The sequence below is a fragment of the Streptomyces sp. NPDC034099 genome (assembly GCF_055575415.1).
Window position 1 is genome coordinate 140,360 of sequence record NZ_JBVISR010000016.1, and the last position, 20,488, is coordinate 160,847.

15 protein-coding genes and 1 pseudogene are annotated in these 20,488 nt (G+C 73.1%); 6 read left to right on the plus strand and 10 right to left on the minus strand.

Going from position 1 to position 20,488, the window contains the following annotated elements; translation table 11 throughout:
• Nucleotides 1–31: 31 nt before the first annotated feature.
• Entirely contained in the window at nt 32–946 is a 915-nt protein-coding gene (locus ACZ56V_RS34180; protein WP_468947488.1) for a helix-turn-helix domain-containing protein, read from the minus strand.
• A 48-nt stretch (nt 947–994) separates the two neighbouring features.
• Here ACZ56V_RS34180 and ACZ56V_RS34185 point away from each other — a divergent pair, with 48 nt between their 5' ends.
• Nucleotides 995–1,633: a GNAT family N-acetyltransferase gene (locus ACZ56V_RS34185; protein WP_468947490.1), complete on the plus strand. Its 639-nt coding sequence runs from the start codon at nt 995–997 to the stop codon at nt 1,631–1,633.
• A gap of 27 nt (nt 1,634–1,660) precedes the next feature.
• Here the strand turns inward: ACZ56V_RS34185 and ACZ56V_RS34190 are convergent, their stop codons facing one another.
• The 5 genes from ACZ56V_RS34190 to ACZ56V_RS34210 all read right to left on the minus strand — a co-directional run bounded on the left by ACZ56V_RS34190 (nt 1,661) and on the right by ACZ56V_RS34210 (nt 6,596).
• A complete protein-coding gene (locus tag ACZ56V_RS34190; RefSeq protein WP_467383504.1) occupies nt 1,661–2,275 on the minus strand; it encodes an ADP-ribosyltransferase in 615 nt (204 codons plus the stop codon).
• 97 nt (nt 2,276–2,372) lie between these two features.
• Complete coding sequence (locus ACZ56V_RS34195) at nt 2,373–2,876, minus strand: ATP-binding protein (RefSeq protein WP_398916968.1); 504 nt, start codon at nt 2,874–2,876, stop codon at nt 2,373–2,375.
• 305 nt (nt 2,877–3,181) lie between these two features.
• Entirely contained in the window at nt 3,182–3,949 is a 768-nt protein-coding gene (locus ACZ56V_RS34200; RefSeq protein ID WP_467383501.1) for an enoyl-CoA hydratase/isomerase family protein, read from the minus strand.
• A 44-nt stretch (nt 3,950–3,993) separates the two neighbouring features.
• Nucleotides 3,994–5,190, minus strand: coding sequence for a L,D-transpeptidase (locus tag ACZ56V_RS34205; protein ID WP_398916971.1), 1,197 nt, complete (start codon nt 5,188–5,190; stop codon nt 3,994–3,996).
• 155 nt (nt 5,191–5,345) lie between these two features.
• Complete coding sequence (locus ACZ56V_RS34210) at nt 5,346–6,596, minus strand: L,D-transpeptidase (RefSeq protein WP_398916974.1); 1,251 nt, start codon at nt 6,594–6,596, stop codon at nt 5,346–5,348.
• Between the two features lie 155 nt (nt 6,597–6,751).
• Between ACZ56V_RS34210 and glgX the strand changes: the two genes are divergently transcribed.
• Entirely contained in the window at nt 6,752–9,010 is a 2,259-nt protein-coding gene (gene glgX, locus ACZ56V_RS34215; protein WP_398916976.1) for a glycogen debranching protein GlgX, read from the plus strand.
• Between the two features lie 31 nt (nt 9,011–9,041).
• Here glgX and ACZ56V_RS34220 read toward each other — a convergent pair whose 3' ends face one another.
• Genes ACZ56V_RS34220 through ACZ56V_RS34235 form a run of 4 tightly spaced genes read right to left on the minus strand, consistent with a single transcriptional unit; the run spans nt 9,042 to nt 12,663 of the window.
• A complete protein-coding gene (locus tag ACZ56V_RS34220) occupies nt 9,042–9,716 on the minus strand; it encodes a response regulator (RefSeq protein ID WP_398916978.1) in 675 nt (224 codons plus the stop codon).
• A complete protein-coding gene (locus ACZ56V_RS34225) occupies nt 9,706–10,959 on the minus strand; it encodes a sensor histidine kinase (RefSeq protein WP_467383494.1) in 1,254 nt (417 codons plus the stop codon). The genes ACZ56V_RS34220 and ACZ56V_RS34225 overlap by 11 nt, the downstream gene beginning before the upstream one ends.
• Nucleotides 10,960–11,014: 55 nt before the next feature.
• Nucleotides 11,015–11,764: an ABC transporter permease gene (locus ACZ56V_RS34230; protein WP_468947495.1), complete on the minus strand. Its 750-nt coding sequence runs from the start codon at nt 11,762–11,764 to the stop codon at nt 11,015–11,017.
• Nucleotides 11,761–12,663: an ABC transporter ATP-binding protein gene (locus tag ACZ56V_RS34235; protein ID WP_398916984.1), complete on the minus strand. Its 903-nt coding sequence runs from the start codon at nt 12,661–12,663 to the stop codon at nt 11,761–11,763. The genes ACZ56V_RS34230 and ACZ56V_RS34235 overlap by 4 nt, the downstream gene beginning before the upstream one ends.
• A gap of 149 nt (nt 12,664–12,812) precedes the next feature.
• Here ACZ56V_RS34235 and ACZ56V_RS34240 point away from each other — a divergent pair, with 149 nt between their 5' ends.
• The 4 genes and pseudogenes from ACZ56V_RS34240 to ACZ56V_RS34255 all read left to right on the plus strand — a co-directional run bounded on the left by ACZ56V_RS34240 (nt 12,813) and on the right by ACZ56V_RS34255 (nt 20,212).
• Nucleotides 12,813–14,762 (plus strand): ABC transporter ATP-binding protein, encoded by a 1,950-nt coding sequence (locus ACZ56V_RS34240; RefSeq protein ID WP_398916986.1) that lies wholly within the window; start codon nt 12,813–12,815, stop codon nt 14,760–14,762.
• Nucleotides 14,759–16,639 (plus strand): ABC transporter ATP-binding protein, encoded by a 1,881-nt coding sequence (locus ACZ56V_RS34245; RefSeq protein ID WP_468947497.1) that lies wholly within the window; start codon nt 14,759–14,761, stop codon nt 16,637–16,639. The genes ACZ56V_RS34240 and ACZ56V_RS34245 overlap by 4 nt, the downstream gene beginning before the upstream one ends.
• Nucleotides 16,636–18,455, plus strand: a pseudogene (locus tag ACZ56V_RS34250) (ABC transporter transmembrane domain-containing protein). Before ACZ56V_RS34245 ends, ACZ56V_RS34250 begins: the two are co-directional and overlap by 4 nt.
• Entirely contained in the window at nt 18,452–20,212 is a 1,761-nt protein-coding gene (locus ACZ56V_RS34255; RefSeq protein ID WP_468947499.1) for an ABC transporter ATP-binding protein, read from the plus strand. Before ACZ56V_RS34250 ends, ACZ56V_RS34255 begins: the two are co-directional and overlap by 4 nt.
• Nucleotides 20,213–20,488: the final 276 nt, after the last annotated feature.

A 20,488-nucleotide genomic window follows, 5' to 3' on the forward strand; every position in this document is an offset into this window, starting at 1 on the left:
CGTGCATTGGGTCCATCTGACGCAGGTCAGATTAACCGGCCACCCGAGCACCCAGTGCGGCGACCACCCACCTGAACTGCTCCTCGTGGGCGGACGGCGGCTCCAGGCCGTTCACGATCGCCGACAGTTCCCGGTAGCGGGCGAGCCGGACGTTGGTCACCGCGGTGAGGCGTTCGAGTACGACGGCCGGGTCGGCGTCGCCGATCAGCGCGCGCACGATGTCGGCGGCCCGGGGCGAGTCCGGTGCGACGCCCTCGCGCAGCGCGTCGCCCGCGAGCTGCACCAGGCGGCTCATGAACCAGAGCGAGGAGCCCGCGGGGACGTCCGAACCCCGGTCCGCCGCGTTGAACTCGATCATCCGGCGCATCGTCGCCCGGAACTCCGGGTCCTGGATCAGTTCGGCCAGTTCCACCCAGGCGTCCACCTGCTCCGGCGTGGGGTCGTCGGGCAGGTCGGCCGCGGCGAAGCGCAGGCGGGTGCGGATGTCGGGGTCCGCGGTGTCGATGCCCGCGAAGACCTCCGCCATGAAGTCCTCGATGATGCGGCGCCGTTCGGCGGTGGACAGTCGTGCCAGCTTGTTCATCAGCGTCATCTCCTCGGCGGTCGAGCCGCGTCGCGCCACGGTGGACAGCACCGCGCGGGTCACCCTCAGCGAGCTGATCTGCGCGTCCAGCGCGCTCACGTGCGCCTCCGCGACCTCCGCGACGGTGGTCTCGCCGGCCAGGACGCGGCGTACGGCGTCCAGGCCGAGGCCCAGTTCGCGCAGGGTGCGGATCAGCTCGAGACGGGCGGCGGACTCGGCGTCGTAGAGCCGGTAGCCGCCCGCGGAGCGGGTGACCGGGGGCAGCGCGCCCTCGTCGGACCAGTAGCGGATGGTGCGCACCGTGAGTCCGGTGGTCCGCGCCAGTGCGCCGATCGTCATGAGGCCGGTGCCGTCGTCGGTCATGTCTGGGAGTCTGTGCCTTCCAGTGGGTGGAGACTCAAGGAGCAGGGTGTGGCGGAGAGCCTGCGGGACATTCTGGACGCGGCGGCGCGGGGCGTGTTCCCCGCGGCGGACGGCGGGACGAGCGTCGTGCCGCAGCACGGCGGGCGGGACGCGGGCGTCGTCGCCTTCACGGCGCACTCGGTCGTCTTCACCGACGAGGACGAGGGGTGGGTGCGCAAGACGCTGGCGTCGCTGGGCTGCGACCCCCTCGCCGCGACCATGAATCCCCGGTTCCTGACGGCCTTCGCGGAGCGCACGGGGCGGGCGACCGACACGATCGACGTGCTGCTGACGGGCGCCCCGCTCCGGGGGTGCCCGGAGGTCGCGCTGAGGGAGGTCGCCGATCCGGGGCATCCGCGCGTGGTCGCGGCCCGGCGGCGGCGCGACGGGGTGCGGGTGTGGGCGGCGGACGGCGGGGTGCTGGTGCTGGGCCGTGGGGTGGCCGGACGGCTGGAGGTGGCCGTGGAGGTGGCGGAGGGGGCGCGGCACCGGGGGCTGGGCCGGCGGCTGGTGACGGCGGCGCGGCAGCTGGCCGGTGACGAGCCGGTGTGGGCGCAGGTGTCGGCGGGGAACGCCCGCAGTCTGCGGGCGTTCCAGGCGGCGGGTTACCGCCCGGTGGGCTCGGAGGCGCTGTTCCTGCGCCCCTGAGTCAGGCTGTCCTCCGGGCGGGGCCGGTCAGTGCCAGGGCTGGTAGTGCGGGTTGCTCTCGCACTCGCTCATGATCTCGGTCTTGGTCTGCCGGTCGACCGGGCAGACGCCGATGATGTACTTCCGCTGGATGCCGCCGGGGAAGGCGACCTCGACCTGGTCGGCCCACTTGTGGGTGTCGCCGATGGTCTTGTTGACGTCGATGCCGCCGGGGGCGTCGATGTAGTAGTTGTAGCCGGACTTGTACCAGGTCTTGTAGAGGTCGTGGTCGTAGCTGGTCGAGACGTACGGCGAGGGCTGGTTGACCAGGACGTACTTCTCGACGTCGTACTGCCCGTTCGCGACGTCCTTGGCGTGGAAGCCCTCCTCGAAGACGACCTGCGGGCCGCGGCTGTCGCTGCGGTAGAGGGTGCCGCAGCTGGTGCGCCAGACCGGCTCGGGGGTGATGCGCTCGATGTCGACGCCGCGGTCGGCGGCGGCCTTGGTCCTGTCGTCGAACTGGGGACAGGCCGGGGCGGCCTTGGCGAAGGCGGCCGACGGGGCCGGGGCGGCCTCAGGGGCGGTGGCGGCGGTGGTGGCGAGGACCGCGGAGAGCGACAGGACGGCGGCGGCGGTCCGTCGGCGCAGACGAGTGGTGATCATGCGGATACGATCCCGGCTCCGGAGGGGCGCGTTCCGGATTCTCACCCGTAGGTGGCGTGTCCGGCGAACCGGCTTGCCTTCGGCGGCAGATGGCCCCTCAGCGGTCCACGACCCGCATCTCGAACCAGGTGGTCTTCCCGCGCGGCAGCAGGTCCACGCCCCAGCGGTCGGAGAGCTTGTCGACGAGGAAGAGGCCGCGCCCGCTGATGTCCGTCTCCTGCACCGGCATCAGACAGGGCAGCCCCCGGGAGGGGTCACGGACCTCGACGCGGATCCAGCCGGGGCGGCGGCGCATGTGCAGGCCGAAGATCCGGGCGCCGGTGTGGCGTACGGCGTTGCCGACCAGCTCGGAGACGAGCAGGACGACGTCCTCCGTGACCTTGGGGCCGAGCTGCCACTGACGCAGGGCGACGACCTGGGCCAGCCGGCGGGCGGTGGCGGCGGACTCGGGGCGGGAGGGCAACGGAACCTCGCGCTCCGTCGGGTTGCCGAACAGTTCCAGCACCTTGAGCGCGCGTTCGTCCTCGACCGCCGGCGACCAGCGTGCCGCGGTCGCACGTCCGGCTCCCCGCGGCAGTTCCGTACCATCCAGCCCCGCCATGACCCCATCATGGCCGCCCACGGCGGGCTCCGGGGCCGTTCCCGGGGAATACGCCCCCGCGGGAGCCGGGCCGGGCGACGGTCGATCGGCATATGCCACAGGCAGTTCGGGGCCGGAAACGGCCCCACTGACCTGCGTGAACGGCTCGGCCGGAGACAAGCGACGGACTCCCTCGACAAGGCGCGCTTAATGGTGCGTTAAGGCTGCCATAAACCGCCCCATCGAGGGAGCCGGATCAGACACCGCGTCAATTGCAAGGGGTACAAGGCGACTTCGGACGAGGTGACGTCTTCGTACGAGACACGTCAGAGGAACTTGGCCTTGCCGGGGCCCTCTTCCACGAAACTGCGCATTCCGCGCTCGCGGTCCTCCGTGGCGAACAGGCCCGCGAACCAGTTGCGCTCGACGGCGAGGCCGGTCTCGATGTCCGTCTCGAGACCGGTGTCGATCGCCTCCTTCGCCGCGCGCAGCGCGATGGCGGGGCCCTTGGCGAGCCGCGCGGCCCAGGCGTGCGCCTGCTCGTAGACCTCGGTGGCCGGGACCACCCGGTCCACCAGGCCGAGCGCCAGCGCCTCGTCGGCCTTCACCTGGCGTCCGGTGAAGATGAGGTCCTTGGCCTTGGAGGGGCCGATCAGCCGGGACAGCCGCTGGGTGCCGCCCGCGCCCGGGATCAGGCCGAGCAGGATCTCGGGCTGGCCCAGCTTGGCGTTCTCCCCCGCGATGCGGAAGTCGGCGCAGAGGGCGAGTTCGCAGCCGCCGCCCAGCGCGTAGCCGGTCACGGCGGCGACCACCGGCTTGGGGATGCGGGCCACCGCCGTGAAGGAGTCCTGGAGGGCGCGGGACCGCGCGATCATCGCCGCGTGGTCCATCACCTGCATCTCCTTGATGTCCGCACCCGCCGCGAACACCTTCTCGCCGCCGTGGATCACCACGGCGCGTACGTCCTCGCGCCGGGTGACCTCCTCGGCCAGCTCCTTCAGCCGGTCCTGGGTGGCGACGTCCAGTGCGTTCATGGGCGGGCGGTCCAGGCGCAGCGTTCCGACGCCGTCCGCGACTTCGAGATGTACGGTCATGCTCCGCAGGTTAGCGGGCGTTCACGTGCGGTGGCAGTCGCCCCTTACGCCTTCCACTTCTCCCAGGACATGTTCCAGCCGTTGAGGCCGTTGTCGGGGGCGATGGTGGCGTCCTCGGAGTTCTTGACCACGACGACGTCGCCGACGATCGAGTTCTCGAAGAACCAGCGGGCCGGCGCCTTCTCGTCCCAGCCGCCGCGCACGTCGCGCAGGCCGATGCAGCCGTGGCTGGCGTTGCGGTTGCCGAAGGCGTCACCGCCCCAGTAGTTGCCGTGGATGAAGGTGCCGGAGGTGGACAGGCGCATGGCGTGCGGGACGTCCTTGATGTCGTACTCGCCGCCGTAGCCGACGGTCTCGCCGTTCATCCGGGTCACCGCGAGCCGCTCGGTGATGACCATCTGGCCGTTCCAGGTCTCGTAGCCGGGCGCTCCGGTGGTGACGGGGATCGTCTTGAGGGTCTTGCCGTCCCGTACGACCTTCATCGTGTGCTTCTTGGCGTCCACGACGGAGACCTGGCTGCGGCCCACGGTGAAGGAGACGGTCTTGGCCTGCTCGCCGTAGACGTCCTCACGGCCCTCGACGCCGTCGAGGTTGAGGTCGACGGTGACCTTGGTGCCGGCCTTCCAGTACTTCTCGGGGCGGAAGTCGAGGCGGTCGTTGCCGAACCAGTGGCCCTCGACCTCGACGGCCGGCTCGGTCTTGACGGTGATGGCCTTCTCGACGTCCTCCGGGTTGGTGATGCCCCGGGTGAAGCGGATCGAGAACGGCATGCCGACGCCGACCTTCGAGCCGTCCTCCGGCGTGAAGGCGCCGACGAAGGTGTTCTTCGGCGTCAGGGTGGTGAAGCGGGAGTCCTCGGCGGCGGTGCGGCCCTCGGAGTCCTTGGCGACCGCGTGCACGTGGTACGTGGTGGCGGCGGCCAGGTGGGTGGACGGCGTCCAGATGGCGCCGTCCCCGGATATCTTCCCGTCGACCTTCGTGCCCTTGCCGTCCTTGACGACGACCTCGGTGAGCCGGCCCTTCGCGGCGCCGATCTTCAGGGCGCCGCTGGTGTCGACGGCCTTGGCCCCGTTCGCGGGAGCGATGGTGACGACGGCCTCGGACTGCTTGCTCTGCGCCGCGGTGGAGTCCTTGCCCTTCTCCCCCTTGCCGTCCCCGGCACCCGAGCCGCTCCCACCGCACGCGGTGACGGTCAGCATCAGCAGCCCGAGTACCGCCCCCGCTATCGGACGCACGTTCACCTTGTTCTCCCCTCGCCGGGCCCGGTCGGGCCCGCACCCCAGTGCGCCCGCGCGCACCGGCGCATCGTAACCGCAGGCCAGGGGGTCGAGGGACAGGGCAATTGTCACTGTTCCGTACCGAGTTGGCGGGAGGGTGCCGCGAGGCGCGGCCGGTGTCAGTTCACCGCGCTGCCCGCCTTCCACTGCTTCCACTTCATGTTCCAGCCACCCAGCCCGTTGTCGGGGGCCACGGTTCTGTCCTTGCTGTGGACGACCTCGACGACGTCGCCGATGAGGCTGCGGTCGAAGAACCAGCCCGCCGGGGTGTCGGAGCCGCCGCCCTTGTCGTCGCGCAGCCCGACGCAGCCGTGGCTGACGTTGGCCCGGCCGAAGGTGTCGGCGGGCGCCCAGTAGTTGCCGTGCAGGAAGGTGCCCGAGCTGGTCAGGCGGATGGCGTGCGGGACGTCGGGGATGTCGTACTCGCCGCCGAAGCCGACCGTGCGGCTGTTCATGCGGGTGACCTCCAGCATCTCGGTGATCACCATCCGGCCGTTGTAGGTGGGTGTCGTCGGGGCTCCCGCGGTGATCGGCACGGTGGCCAGCAGGGTGCCGTCCCGGCGCACCTCCATGGTCCGCTCGACGGCGTCGACGCGGGAGACCTGGCTGCGGCCGACGGTGAAGGAGACCTTCTTGCGCTGGAGCCCGTAGACGCCCTTGGCGCCCTCGACGTCCCGCAGGTCCAGGTCGACGGTGACCTCGGTGCCGGGCTTCCAGTACTCCCTCGGGCGGAAGTCGAGGCGGTCCTTGCCGAACCAGTGGGGGCGGATCTCGGTGGCGGGGCTCGCGGTGACGGTGACGGCGCGTTCGACGGCGGCGCGGTCGGTGATCTCCCGGTTGAACTCCAGCGAAACGATCATGCCGGTGCCGACGACCGAGCGGTTCTCGGGGGCGACGTAGGCGATGAAGCGTTCCTCGGGGACCTCGGTGGTGAACGTGGTGTGCCGGGCCGAGCGGTGTCCGCCGCCGTCCAGGGCGACGGCGTCGACCGTGTACTTGGCGGCGAGGGCGAGCCGGTCGTCGTCGGGCCGCCAGCTGAGGCCGTCCTCGGAGATCCGGCCGGGCACCGGGGTCTCCTGCGCGTCCTGCGACCGGACGACCTTCACCGACTCCAGGCGCCCGTCGGGCACCCGCACCGACAGCTTCCCGTCCGGCCGCACGGCCTTGCTCCCGTCGTCCGGGGTGACGCGGATGACGTCCTCGGCGGCGGGTTGTTTGCCGAACATCTCGCCGATGCCCGAGCCGATCCCGGACCCGACGCCGCCGCCGTCCGAGGTGCATCCGGCGGCCCCGGCCAGCAGTCCTGCCCATGTCAGTAGGGCGGCCAGAGCGGCGCCCGCGCGCCGTGCGCGCTCGTGTACGTGCCTCACATCCCTCCGTAACGACCGGTCGGCCCTGGGGAAACGTGAGTGCGAGCCACCCGGTGGGCAGAACTGTGGGGAGGACGACGCGACGGGGAGCAGCGGTCGGGACGCCGCACGCCCTCCTGCCGGACGTCGTTCCACGAGCCGTGGGAGGCTGACAGGTGTCCAGCGCAGCCGAGCAGGAGGCGGTGCCCGGGGAGCGGGCCGCCGCGGACGGCCACCCCGCCGTCGTGGTCAAGGGCGGGCGGCGCGCCGCGCCGCCGCCCGCCGTGCCGGCCCGGCCGGGCACCCCGGTGCCGCTGGGCGCCCGGTTCCGGACCGGGCCCGACCAGGTGGCGGGGACCAACTTCGCCCTGTGGGCGGGCGGGGCGGAGGCCGTGGAGCTGTGCCTGTTCGACGGGCCGGGCCCCGGTGCCAGGGAGAGCCGGGTGCGGCTGACCGAGCTGACCCACGAGATCTGGCACGGCTTCGTGCCGGGCGTGCGGCCCGGGCAGCGCTACGGCTACCGGGTGCACGGCCGCTGGGACCCGTGGACCGGCGCCCGCTGGAACCCGGCGAAGCTGCTCCTCGACCCGTACGCCCGCGCCGTGGACGGCGACTTCGGCCTGCCGCCCGAGGTGTACGGCCATGTGCGGGACTGGCCGGAGCAGCGAGTGGCGGACACCGTGCGCGACGACCGGGACTCGGCGCCGTACGTACCCAAGGGCGTCGTGGTGCACGACGACGACGACTGGTCGGACGACCGCAGGCCCAAGACGCCGTGGGCGGACTCGGTCATCTACGAGCTGCACGTGCGCGGTTTCACCAAGCTCCACCCCGGCATCCCGCCCGAGGCGCGCGGCACGTACGCGGGCCTCGCCCACCCCGCGGCGATCGAGCACCTGACGCGGCTGGGCGTGACGGCGGTGGAGCTGCTGCCGGTGCACCAGTTCGCGCACGAGAGCCACCTGCTGGACCGCGGCCTGAGGAACTACTGGGGCTACAACTCGGTCGGCTACTTCGCCCCGCACGCCGCCTACGCCTCCTCCGGCACCACCGGTGAGCAGGTCGGCGAGTTCAAGCGGATGGTGCGCGCGCTGCACGCGGCCGGCATCGAGGTGATCCTCGACGTGGTCTACAACCACACGGCGGAGGCGGGCGAGCTGGGCCCCACGCTCTCGCTGAAGGGCATCGACAACCGCGGCTACTACCGCCTCCAGCCCGACGCCCGCCGGTACGCCGACTACACCGGCTGCGGCAACACCCTGCACGTCGTCCAGCCGCACGTGCTGCGTCTGATCACCGACTCGCTGCGCTACTGGGTCACCGAGATGGGCGTGGACGGCTTCCGCTTCGATCTGGCGGCGGCACTGGCCCGCTCGATGCACGACGTCGACATGCTCTCCCCGTTCCTCGCGGTGATCGCGCAGGACCCGGTGCTGCGCCGGGTGAAGCTGATCGCCGAGCCGTGGGACGTCGGTTCGGGCGGCTACCAGGTGGGGGCCTTCCCGCCGCTGTGGACGGAGTGGAACGACCGCTACCGCAACGCGGTGCGGGACTTCTGGCGGCACGCGCTGCCGGACGTGCGGGAGATGGGGTACCGGCTGTCGGGCTCCAGCGACCTGTACGCGTGGGGCGGCCGGCGGCCGTACGCCTCGGTCAACTTCGTCACCGCGCACGACGGTTTCACGCTGCGGGACCTCGTGTCCTACGAGCGCAAGCACAACGAGGCCAACGGCGAGGGCAACCGGGACGGCACGGACGACAACCGGTCCTGGAACTGCGGCACGGAGGGCGAGACGGACGACGCTCAGGTGCGTGCACTGCGGCGGCGCCAGCTGCGCAACCTGCTGACCACGCTGCTGCTGTCGACCGGGGTGCCGATGCTGGTCGCGGGCGACGAGATGGGCCGCACCCAGCGCGGGAGCAACAACGCCTACTGCCAGGACAACGAGACCAGCTGGGTCGACTGGAGCCTGCTGGACGACCCGGAGTGGCGCCCCCTGTTCGCGCTGGTCTCGCGGCTGATCGCCCTGCGCCACCGGCACCCGGTGCTGCGCCGCCGGGCCTTCTTCTCCGGCCGGGCGCACTCCGCGGACGGCCTGCGCGACCTGGCCTGGTTCACCGCGGGCGGCACGGAGATGACGGAGCGGGACTGGTACGCCCCCGCCGCCACCCTCGGCATGTACCTGTCCGGGCGGGACATCCCGGGCCGGGACGAGCACGGCGACCCCATCACCGACGACAGCTTCCTGGCCGTCCTGCACGCGGGCGAGGAGCCGGCCGGCGTCGTCCTGCCGGGCGCCCCGTGGGCGGAGCGGTACGAGGTGGTCGTTGACACCGGCCGGGAGGAGCAGGGCGAGGCGCCGGGCGCCGTGCATCCGGCGGGCGCGGAGATCACGGTGCCGGGACGGACGGTGCTGCTGCTGCGGGCGGGGTGAGGGCCTTCCCCGGGGGAGCGGCGCGGCCCGGTCAGCCGAGGATGCCCCGGTCGTACGCCGTCGCGACGGCCGCCGCGCGGTCGTTCACGCCGAGCTTGGCGTACAGGTGGGTGAGGTGGGTCTTCACGGTCGCCTCGCTGATGAACAGCTCCCGGGCGATCTCCTTGTTGGAGGTGCCGCGCGCCACCAGGGCGAGCACCTCGCGTTCGCGGGCGGAGAGGGGCTCGCCGCCGGGCGCCTTCGGGGCGCGGACGGCGGAGACCAGCCGGGAGGCGACCGCCGGGGAGAGGACCGTGCGCCCCTGGGCCGCCGCGCGGACCGCGGTGAACAACTCGTCGCGGGGCGCGTCCTTGAGGAGGTAGCCGGTCGCTCCGGCCTCGATCGCGGGCAGGGTGTCGGAGTCGGTGTCGTACGTGGTGAGCACGAGCACCCTCGCGCGGGCGCCGCGCCGGGTCAGCTCCCGGATGGCGTCCACGCCCGAACCGCCCGGCATCCGCAGGTCCATGAGGATCACGTCGGGGTCGAGCGCGGCCGCGCGTTCCAGCGCCTCCGTGCCGCCCGCCGCCTCGCCGAGGACGCGGAAGCCGGGCGCGGACTCGAACATGCCGCGCAGGCCGTCGCGGACCACGGGGTGGTCGTCGACGATGAGCAGGGAGATCGCGGCGTCGGCGGTCGTGGTGTCGTGGGGCGCGGCGTCATCGGTCATGGCGGACCAACGGTACGCGAGCGGAGACGGCCGTGCCGTGCCCCGGTTCCGCCTCCACGGTGAGCGAACCGGCGATGCGCTCGGCGCGGGCCCGCATGCCGTCGAGGCCGAAGCCGCCGCCGGGGGTGCGCTCCCGGGCGGTCAGCGGGTCGAAGCCCCGGCCGTCGTCGCGGATGTCCAGGGTGACCTCGTCGCCCATGTAGGAGAGGGTGACACCGACCCGGCCGGCGGCGGCGTGCCGGGCCGTGTTGGACAGGGCCTCCTGGGCGATGCGCAGGAGCGTGGCGGCGACCTCGTCGTGCAGGTGTTCGGCGGTGCCGGTGACGGTGAACCGGGCCTGGACGCCGGTGCGTGCGCCCCACTCCGTCACCGTCTTCTTCAGCGCGTCCGGCAGTCCGTCCTCGGCCAGCGCGACCGGTGAGAGGTTGTGCACGGAGCGGCGGGCCTCGCCGAGGCTGTGCCGGGCCAGGGCGAGGGCCCGGTCCAGGTGTTCGCGGCCGAGCGCCTGGTCCGGGGTGGCCGCCACGACCTGGAGCTGGGCGATGATGCCGGTCAGGCCCTGGGCGAGGGTGTCGTGGATCTCGGCGGCCAGCCGCCTGCGCTCGTCGGCGACCCCCGCCTCCCGCGCCTGGACGAGGAGCTGTGCGTGGAGGGCGGCGTTCTCGTCGAGCGCCTGCTGGAGGGCGGTGTTGGTGCGCTCCAGTTCGGCGATGGTCTCGACGCGGGCGCGGCTGCGGGCCTCCTCCAGCGCGGCGAAGTGCGCGAAGAGGGCCACCAGCATGCTGTTGACGGTGAGGATCGCGCCGAAGAGCACCCAGCCCATGACCCCGTTCGGCGGCAGCCCGCCGGACTGCGAGCCCGCGAGGGTGACGGCGGTGGCGAACAGTCCGGCGCGGCACAGCCTGCGGGGCAGCAGGTACTGGGCGCCGAAGTAGCCGACGACCGCGTAGAAGGCGAACAGCGGGTTCAGCCAGGTGAGGGCGAAGCCGATGGCCCAGCGGACGGCGTAGTAGCAGGTGCCGGCCGCGGACGGTTCGGGGCGGGTGCGCGCCGCCCGGTTCCACCACAGCTGCAGCGCGACGGCCGCGCCGATCAGGGCGCCGCTCGCCCGGCGTTCGCCGGTCGTCATGCCGATCGCGTCGGCGGCCGACCAGGCGACCAGGGTCCCGACGGCCAGCAGCGCGTACGGGCCCCAGCGGTGGAACGCCGCCCACCGCTCGTCGACCGCCGTCGTCTCCGTCATGGCGTCATTGTCGGACACGCCGCCGCCCCTTCCGTTCGCTCCCGGTCGCCCCTGGTCACTCCCAGCGGAACCAGCGTGCGGCCGCCGCCGTGAGCAGCACCGTCCAGCCCACCAGCACCGCCAGGTGGGACCAGCCCGGCCAGTCGCCCGCCGCCGCCTCGTTGAGGGCCTGCGCGGCCGCGCCGAACGGGGTCCAGCCGACGATCCGGGCCAGCAGGTCCGGCATGGCCTGCACCGGCAGCCACACGCCCGCGCAGAACATCGCCGGGAAGAGCGCGGCCGACCCGATCGCACCGGCGATCTTCGTCGTGCGGGAGAGCGCGGAGAGCACGGCGCCCAGCGAGAGCGCGGCGAGCACGGCGAGGAGCAGTGCCAGGAGATAGCCGAGGGGCTGCTCGGGCAGGCCCACGTCGAAGGCGAGCCGCCCGACCGCGAGCGCGAGCAGCGCCGAGACCAGGGCGGCGGCGCCGCACACCACCATCTGCGCGGACAGCAGCGCCGCCGGGCGGACCGGGGTGGCGGACATCCGGCGCAGGATGCCCCGCTCGCGGTAGCCGGTGAGCACCTGCGGCATGCCCTGAAGGCCGCCGACGGTCAGGCCGAGCAGCACGGCCACCGGCACGTAGGCGTCGACCGGGCGCAGTCCGCCGAAGGAGGGGTCGGCCTCGCGGAAGGACGGGATGGACCCGAGGACCACCAGCAGCAGGGTCGGGAACACCAGCATCCAGAACAGTGCGCCGGGTTCACGGCGGAACAGCCGCATCTCGGTCCTCAGTACGGCGGTGTCGAAGACGTCGGTGGTCATGCGGTGGCCTCCGTCAGGTCCAGGAAGGCGTCGTCCAGCGTGGTGTCGGTGACCCGGAGCTGGTGGGCGGTGACGCGGGTGCGCGCGAGCAGGGTGATGACGGCGTTGACCGTCTCGTCCGTGCCGGACAGGGTGACGCGGCCGTCCTTGAACTCGGCGGAGGCGAGTCCGGGCAGCGCGCGCAGGTCCGCCTCGTCCAGCGGCGCGGACGGGGTGAAGCTGATGACGGTGGCGCCCGCCGAGCGCCGGATCAGTCCGGCCGGGGTGTCCAGCGCGGCGACGCGGCCCCGGTCGATCACCGCGATCCGGTCGCACAGCCGCTGGGCCTCCTCCATGAAGTGGGTGACCAGCAGGACGGTGACCCCGCCCGCGCGGATGTCCTCGATCAGCTGCCAGGTCTCCCGGCGGGCGCGCGGGTCGAGGCCGGTGGTCAGCTCGTCCAGGACGACGACGCGGGGGTCGCCGACCAGCGCGAGCGCGATGAACAGGCGCTGCTTCTGACCGCCGGAGAGCTTGCCGAACCGGGTGTCCAGCATCGGGGCGAGATCGAGCCGCTCGGCGAGCGGGCGCCAGTCGGCCGGCTTCGGGTAGAAGGCCGCGTACAGCTCCAGGGCCTCGCGGACGGTGAGCTTGGGCTGGAGTTCGCTCTGCTGGAGCTGGGCGCCGAGGACCTCGGCGACCCGCCGGTGCTCGGCGACGGGGTCGAGCCCGGTGACCCGGACCCGGCCGGCCTCGGGGACGCGCAGTCCCTCGACGCACTCGACGGTGGTGGTCTTGCCGGCGCCGTTGGGGCCGAGGACGCCGAAGATCTCGCCCTCCTCGACGGCGAAGGACACACCGTCGACGACGGGGCGGCCGCCGTAGGACTTGCGCAGGTCGGTGACTTCGATGACGGGCATGGCACCAGCGTCCCGCCGGGCGGGCGTCCGGCACATCGGCCGACGCGCTCGAAGGCGCATCAGCCGATCGGTCGATGCCCCCGTACGACCCCGGTGGGCCCCCGAAACTCAGTGGGCAGTGTCAGTGGTGAACCGTAGGCTCGCTCCTGATGCCCACGAAACCCGCCCCCGCCAAGGATCTCGCCCCGGACGCCGCCGAGAAGCGTTCCACCGTACGTGCCCTGCTGCGGCTGTGGCCCTATGTGCGGCCGGTGCGCGTGCGGTTGGGGACGGCCGCGGTGACAGCGATCCTCGCCTCCTGCGTGGGGCTGGTGATCCCGCTCGTCCTGAAGTGGATGGTGGACGGCCCGGTCGCCGACCGCGATCCGGCGGGCGTGTGGCTCGGGGCGCTGTACCTGCTGCTCCTCGGGCTGGCGGAGGCGCTGCTGTTCGGGTTGCGGCGGTGGCTTGTGGCGCGGCCGCTGGCGGGGGTCGAGGCGGGCATGCGCGCGGATCTGTACCGGCACCTGCAGCGCCTGCCGGTGGCCTTCCACGACCGCTGGGCTTCGGGGCAGTTGCTCTCGCGCGGGACGACGGATCTGATGCTGCTCCGCATGTTCCTCGCCTTCCCGCTGACGTTCCTGCTGGTCAACGGCGTGACGATCCTGGTCGGCGTGGGCATCATGCTGGTCCAGGACTGGACGCTGGGGCTGGTCATCCTCGGACCCGCCATCCCGGTGATGATCACCTGCGGGATCTTCGAGAAGAAGTACTCGGCGGTGGCGCGACGGGCGCAGGACCAGGTCGGGGACCTGACGACGGTGGTCGAGGAGAGCGTGCTCGGCATCCGCATCATCAAGGGGTTCGGACGGCACCGCAGCCAGGCCCGTGCCTTCCACGAGCTGTCGCACACGCTGCGGGGCACGGAGCTGCGCAAGGCGCGGCTGCTGGCGGCCATCTGGGCGGTCATCGTGACGCTGCCCGAGGTGGCGATCGGGGCGGCACTGGTGGTCGGGGCGGTGCAGGTGGCGGACGGGGCGCTGTCGGCGGGGACGCTGGTGGCGTTCCTGTCGACGGCGCTGGCACTGCGGTGGCCGGTGGAGTCCATCGGCTTCCTGCTGGCGATGAGCCAGGAGGCGGCGACGGCCACGGAGCGGTTTTTCGAGGTGATGGACGCGGAAGTCGAGTCGCCGGGGGGCGCTGGTGACCGTACGTTCGGGTCGGGGGGTAGGGAGCGCGGCCCGGCGTTGCGGGGTTCCGCCGCGCCCACCCGTGCCGCCCCTGGGGGTACCTCCCAGGCCGTTCAGGCAGTGGGGGAGGCACGACTGCCAGCAGCGGGGCGGGCCGACGGCCTGCGGTTCGAGCACGTGCGGTTCCGTTACCCCGACGCCGCCCCGGACTCCACGCCGCTCCTGACGGACGTCGACCTGCACATCCGCTCCGGCGAGTCCATGGCCCTGGTCGGTGCCACCGGCAGCGGGAAGACGACGCTGACCGCGCTCGTGCCGCGCCTGCACGAGGTGACCGAGGGCCGGATCACGCTGGACGGGGAGGACATCACCACCCTGTCCCGCGAGGAACTGCGCTCGATGGTCGCCGTGGCCTTCGAGGAGCCGACCCTCTTCTCGGCCACCGTCGGCGAGAACGTGCTGATGGGGGCCGCCGAGGGCGCCGGCGACGCGGAGCTGGAGCGTGCACTCGCCGTCGCCCAGGCCGACTTCGTGCACGCGCTCCCCCAGGGCACCGGCACCCAGGTCGGCGAGCAGGGCCTCAGCCTCTCCGGCGGCCAGCGTCAGCGTCTCGCGCTCGCGCGGGCGGTGGTGGGCAGACCCAGATTCCTGGTCCTGGACGACCCGCTGTCCGCGTTGGACGTGCACACGGAGGCCGCGGTGGAGGCCGCCCTGCGGCAGGTCCTCGCGGACACCACCGCGCTGATCGTGGCCCACCGCCCCTCCACCGTCCTGCTCGCCGACCGCGTCGCCCTGCTCTCCGGGGGCCGCATCACCGCCGTCGGCACCCATCACGAACTGCTGCGCACCAGCGCCGAGTACGCCCATCTGATGTCCGGCCTCGACGGGCACGAGAACGACGAGGGATCCCAGGGAGGGGACGGCCGATGACCGCGCCCACGGCCACCGCGCCGAAGAGGGAGCAGCCGGAGGACCCGCGGCACGGGGATCCGGCCGAGGCGGCGGACCTCGCCGCCGACGGCGGCTTCGACCAGGACGTCCTGCCCAGCCCGCCGGGTGCGACCGGCGCCCTGCTGCGCTCCCTGCTGACGCCCATGAGGGCCCGGGTCGCCCTCACCGTCCTCCTCCTGCTGCTCCAGCAGGCGGCCGTGCAGGCGGGCCCGCTGCTGGTGGCGTACGCCATCGACCACGCCGTGCCGGCCCTGCGGGACGACGACCACGGCCCGCTGGTCGCGGTGGGCGCCGGCTACCTGCTGTGCTCGCTGGCGGCGGGCGGACTCCAGTACGCCTTCATCGCCGCCGCGGCCCGGGTCAGCCAGGACGTGCTGCTCGACCTGCGCGGCCGCATCTTCCGGCACGCCCAGGCGCTGAGCGTCGACTTCCACGAGCGCTACACCTCGGGCCGTCTCATCTCCCGTTCCACCACGGACGTGGAGTCCCTGCGCGAGCTGCTCGACGAGGGGCTGCAGGAGCTGGTGACGGTCATCCTGTCCTTCGTCTACATCGCCGCGCTGCTGCTCTGGCTGGACTGGGGCCTGGGCGCCGTGGCAGTGGCGTCGTTCGTGCCGCTGTACGCGCTGGTGCGGCTCTACCAGCGGCGCGCGGGGCGGGTGTACCGGCAGCGGTCCACGGCGATCGCGGCGGTGATCGTGAAGTTCGTGGAGACGATGAACGGCATCCGGCCGGTGCGCGCCTTCCGCCGGGAGGCCGCCAACGACGCCGACTTCGCGGTGCTGAACCGCCGGCACGAGCGGACCAACGGCAACGCGCTGCTGGAGATGGCCCGTTACGTGGTCGGCTCCCGCCTGATCGCCAACACGGCCGTCGCGGGCATCGTGCTGTGGGGCGCCTACCGGGTCGCGGACGGCACGCTGGCGCTCGGTGTGCTGGCGGCGGCGGTGCTGTACCTGCGCCGGCTGTACGACCCGATCGACCGGCTGGGCATGTTCCTGAACTCGTACCAGTCGGCGGCGGCCTCGCTGGAGAAGATCGCCGGGCTGCTGGCCCAGACGCCGTCGGTGCCCGAGCCGACCACGCCGAAGGAGCTGCCGCCGCTGGAGTCGGAGCACCCCGGCCGCGAGGTCGTCTTCGACGCGGTGAGCTTCGGCTACCGCAGCGGCGGCGAGGTGCTGCCGCGCTTCGAACTGACGCTCCCGGCCGGGCAGACGGTGGCCGTCGTGGGCTCGACCGGCGCGGGCAAGTCGACGCTGGCCAAGCTGCTCGCCCGGTTCTACGACCCGTCCGCCGGGCGGGTCCTGCTGGACGGCACCGATCTGCGCGACCTGGCCGTGCCCGAACTGCGGCGCGGGGTGGTGATGGTGACGCAGGAGGCGTTCCTGTTCTCCGGCACGGTCGCCGACAACATCGCCATCGGCCGTCCGGAGGCGACGCGGGAGGAGATCGAGCGGGCGGCGAAGGCGATCGGCGCCCACGACTTCATCGCCGCGCTGCCGGACGGCTACGACACCGACGTACGCAAGCGGGGCGGCCGTATCTCCGCCGGTCAGCGGCAGCTCGTGGCGTTCGCGCGGGCGCTGCTCGCGGACCCGGCGGTGCTGATCCTGGACGAGGCGACCAGTTCACTGGACATCCCCGGCGAGCGGGCGGTGCAGCGGGCGATGACGACGGTGCTGAAGGGCCGTACGGCGGTCGTCATCGCGCACCGGCTGTCCACCGTGGAGATCGCCGACCGGGTGCTGGTGATGGAGCACGGCCGGATCGTCGAGGACGGCACCCCGGACGAACTGATCGCCGGTACGGGCCGGTTCGCGGATCTGCACCGGGCGTGGCGGGACAGTCTGGCGTGAGGATCGACGCGTACGAGGACCCCGGCACACCGGACCACCGGGGCGGCTGGCGGTACCTGGCCTGGCTGGTCCGGCGGCAGTGGCCCCGGTGTCTGGCGGGGGCGGTCCTCGCCAGCGCCTGGATGGTGCTGCTGGCGGCGACGCCGTACCTGATGGCCCGGGCGGTCGACCACGGCCTGGCGCCCGGTGACCTGGGCGCGCTGGCGGGCTGGACGGGCGCCATGGTGGCCGTCGGCGGGGTCAACGCATGGCTGGGCATGTTGCGGCACCGCACGATGACGAAGGTGCGCATGGACGCCAACTTCCGCACGGTGAAGGTGGTCGTCGGGCACGCCACACGGCTCGGGGCGGCGCTGCGCGGGCAGGTGGGGGCCGGTGAGGTCGTCACCATCGGAGTGGGCGACGTGCAGACCATCAGCACGTCCCTGACGGCCGTGGGGCCGGGCGTCGGCGCGGTCGTCGCCTACGCGGCGGTCGGCGGGCTGATGCTGTCCGTGTCGCCCCGGCTCGCGCTGGTGGTGCTGCTCGGGGTGCCGTTGCTCGCGGTGCTCCTCGGCCCGCTCATGGGACGGCTGCAGGGCCGGGAGACCGGGTACCGCGAGCGGCAGTCCGTGCTGACCGCGCGGATCGGCGACCTCGCGGGCGGACTGCGGGTGCTGAACGGGCTGGGCGGCAAGGGTCTGGTCGCGGACGCCTTCCGCCGCGACTCGGGCCTGCTGCGCGAGCAGGGTTACCGGGTCGGCGCGGTGACCAGCTGGATCCAGGCCCTCGGGGTGGGGCTGCCGGTGCTGTTCCTGGCCCTGGTGACCTGGCTGGGCGCCCGGCTGGCGGTGCAGGGGCACATCAGCGTGGGCGAACTGGTGTCGGTGTACGGCTATGTCGTCGCGCTGGGCTGGCCGGTGGCGTTCCTCATCGAGATGGGCCACCAGCTCAGCCGCGGCGTGGTGGCCGCCCGCCGTGTCGTCGCCTTCCTGCGCCTGGAACCGGAACCGGACACGGGCACCCGGGACGCCCCCGCGGAACCCTCGGTGCTCTACGACCGGCCTCGGGCGTACGGATCACCCCCGGCCGCATGACCGCCCTGGTCACCTCCCGCCCGTCCGACGCCACCGAGATCCTGGACCGCCTGGCCCGCTACGCCCCGTCCGACGCGACCTGGGGCGACGTCCCCCTGGCCGACATCCCGCTCCCCCAGATCCGCTCCCGCATCCTGGTCGCGGACCCGGAGGCCGACCTCTTCGCAGGCATCCTCAGCGCCGTGGTGGGCGCTCAGGAAACGCCGAGCAGGGGCGCGGGCAGTGTCGATGTGCGGTTCCGCCGCTTGGGCGCGACCAGCCACAACGCACCCGCAGACGCCCCACAACGCACCGGGGCGGACGAGCCGGCGAAACTCACCGCAGCCATCCACGCGGCCGCCGCCGAAGACATCGTCCGCGCCCTCCCCGAAGGACTCGGAACCCAGGTCGCGGCGCAAGCCCGCGACCTGTCCGGCGGACAACGCCAACGCATCCGCCTGGCGAGGGCCCTCCTGACCGACCCCGAGATCCTCCTCGCCGCCGAGCCCACCTCCGCCCTGGACGCCCACACGGAGGCCACCGTGGCCGACCGCCTCAAGCACGCCCGCCGGGGCCGGACCACGGTGCTGGCCGCCACCTCACCGCTTCTCCTCGACCGCGCGGACGTCGTGCACCACCTGGTCGACGGCAAGGTCGCCGCCACCGGCACACACCGCGAACTCCTGGACACCGAACCGGGGTACCGCGCCCTGGTCGCGCGGGACGACGAGGGCGCCGAAGAAGGGGAACCGGCCCGATGACACAGCTGCCCGTCGCCGAGCGCACCGACGTCCGCCGCGCGGCGGCCGGCCTGGTGCGGGCCGACCGGAGGTCCTTCACGGTCGTCCTGGGTCTCAACGGGCTGGCCGCGCTGGCCGGTCTCGCGGGTCCTTGGCTGCTGGGGCGGATCGTCGACGAGGTGCGCGGCGGGGGCGGGGTGGACGCCGTGGACCGGATGGCCCTCGCCATCCTGCTGTGCTCGCTGGCGCAGTTGCTGCTGGCCCGCTGGGCGCGGTACGTGGGGCACCGCTTCGGGGAACGGACGCTCGCGCGGGTGCGGGAGCGGTACGTGGAGCGGGCGCTCGCGCTGCCCGCGTCCGTGGTGGAGCGGGCGGGGACCGGGGACCTGACGACGCGCGGCACCGCCGACGTGACCACCGTGGGCACGACACTGCGCGACGCCGGTCCCGAGCTGCTGGTCAACGCGGTGCAGGCGCTGTTCCTCATGGCCGCGGTGTTCGTGCTCGACCCGCTGCTCGGTCTGGTCGGGGTGCTCGGGCTGACGCCGGCCTGGCTGGCGCTGCGCTGGTACCTGCGCCGGGCGCGGGCGGCCTACCTCGCCGAGGGCGCGGCCGGCTCGGAGGTCGCGGAGAGCCTGGCGGCCACGGTGGCGGGAGCCCGCACGGTCGAGGCGTTCGGGCTGGCGGAGCGGCGCGTGACGTCGAACCACGAGGCGCTGGAGGTCTCGCGGCGCACCCGGTTCCGGACCCTGTTCCTGCGCAGTGTGTTCTTCCCCGCGGTGGACATCTCCTACGTGCTTCCCGTGGCGGGCGTGCTGCTCCTCGGCGGGGTCCTGCACACCCACGGAGCGGCGAGCCTGGGGACGGTGGTGTCCTGTGCCGTCTACCTCCAGCAGCTGGCCGGGCCGCTGGACGAGGTGCTGATGAGGGTCGAGCAACTGCAGGCCGGCAGCGCCTCCTTCGCCCGGGTGGAGGGGCTGGCGGCGGCCCCGCGGGCGGCGGCCGACGAGTCGGCGGTGCCCGCGGACGACCGGATCGACGTGTCCGGTGTGCGGTACGCCTACGAACGGGGCGGGGAGGTGCTGCGCGGGGTGGACCTGACCGTGCGGCCGGGCGAGCGGCTGGCGGTCGTCGGTCCTTCGGGGGCCGGCAAGACCACGCTGAGCCGGCTGCTGGCGGGCGTGGACGCGCCGACCCGGGGCTCGGTGACGGTGGGCGGGGTGCCCGTGGTCGCCCTGGGTCCGGAGCGGCTGCGCCGTCAGGTGGTGCTGGTAACCCAGGAGCACCATGTGTTCCTGGGGACGGTCCGCGACAATCTGCTGATCGCCGAACCGGCGGCCACGGACGAGGAGTTGTGGGCGGCGCTCGCCGCGGTGGGTGCCGAGGGGTGGGTGCGGGAGCTGCCCGGCGGCCTCGGCGCCGAGCTGGGTGCGAAGGGGCACTCCACGGACGGCTCGCAGGCCCAGCAGCTCGCGCTGGCCCGGGTGGTGCTGGCCGACCCGCACACCCTGATCCTGGACGAGGCCACGGCCTTGCTGGACCCGACGACGGCCCGGCACACGGAGCAGGCGCTGGCCGCCGTACTGAAGGGCCGTACGGTCATCGCCATCGCGCACCGCCTGCACACCGCGCACGACGCCGACCGGGTGGCGGTGATGGAGGACGGCCTGCTGACCGAGCTGGGCACGCACGAGGCGCTGGTGGCGGCGGGCGGGGCCTACGCCGCCCTGTGGGGTTCCTGGCACGGGGCGCCGGTCGCCGACCGGGCTACTGACTGAGCGGGCGGTCAGTAGCCCGCCGAGAGCGCCGGCAAGCAAAGATTCCGTTTATCGAACGTGAACTCCCGGTCAACGGACCAATTCCAGCCAACTTGCTGACGCGCCCCTGACAAGTAGCGCTTTCTCCTGCCACTCTTCCGTCGGCCCTCCACAGTGCCCCCACAGCTTCCCCACGAGTGCTGTGCAGCGGCCGGCTCGTAGCACGTGGTTTCTGCGTACCGCACAGTTCCGCCCGGTCGGCCACCCGCCGGCCGGTCTCCCCTGGCCGCGTGACCC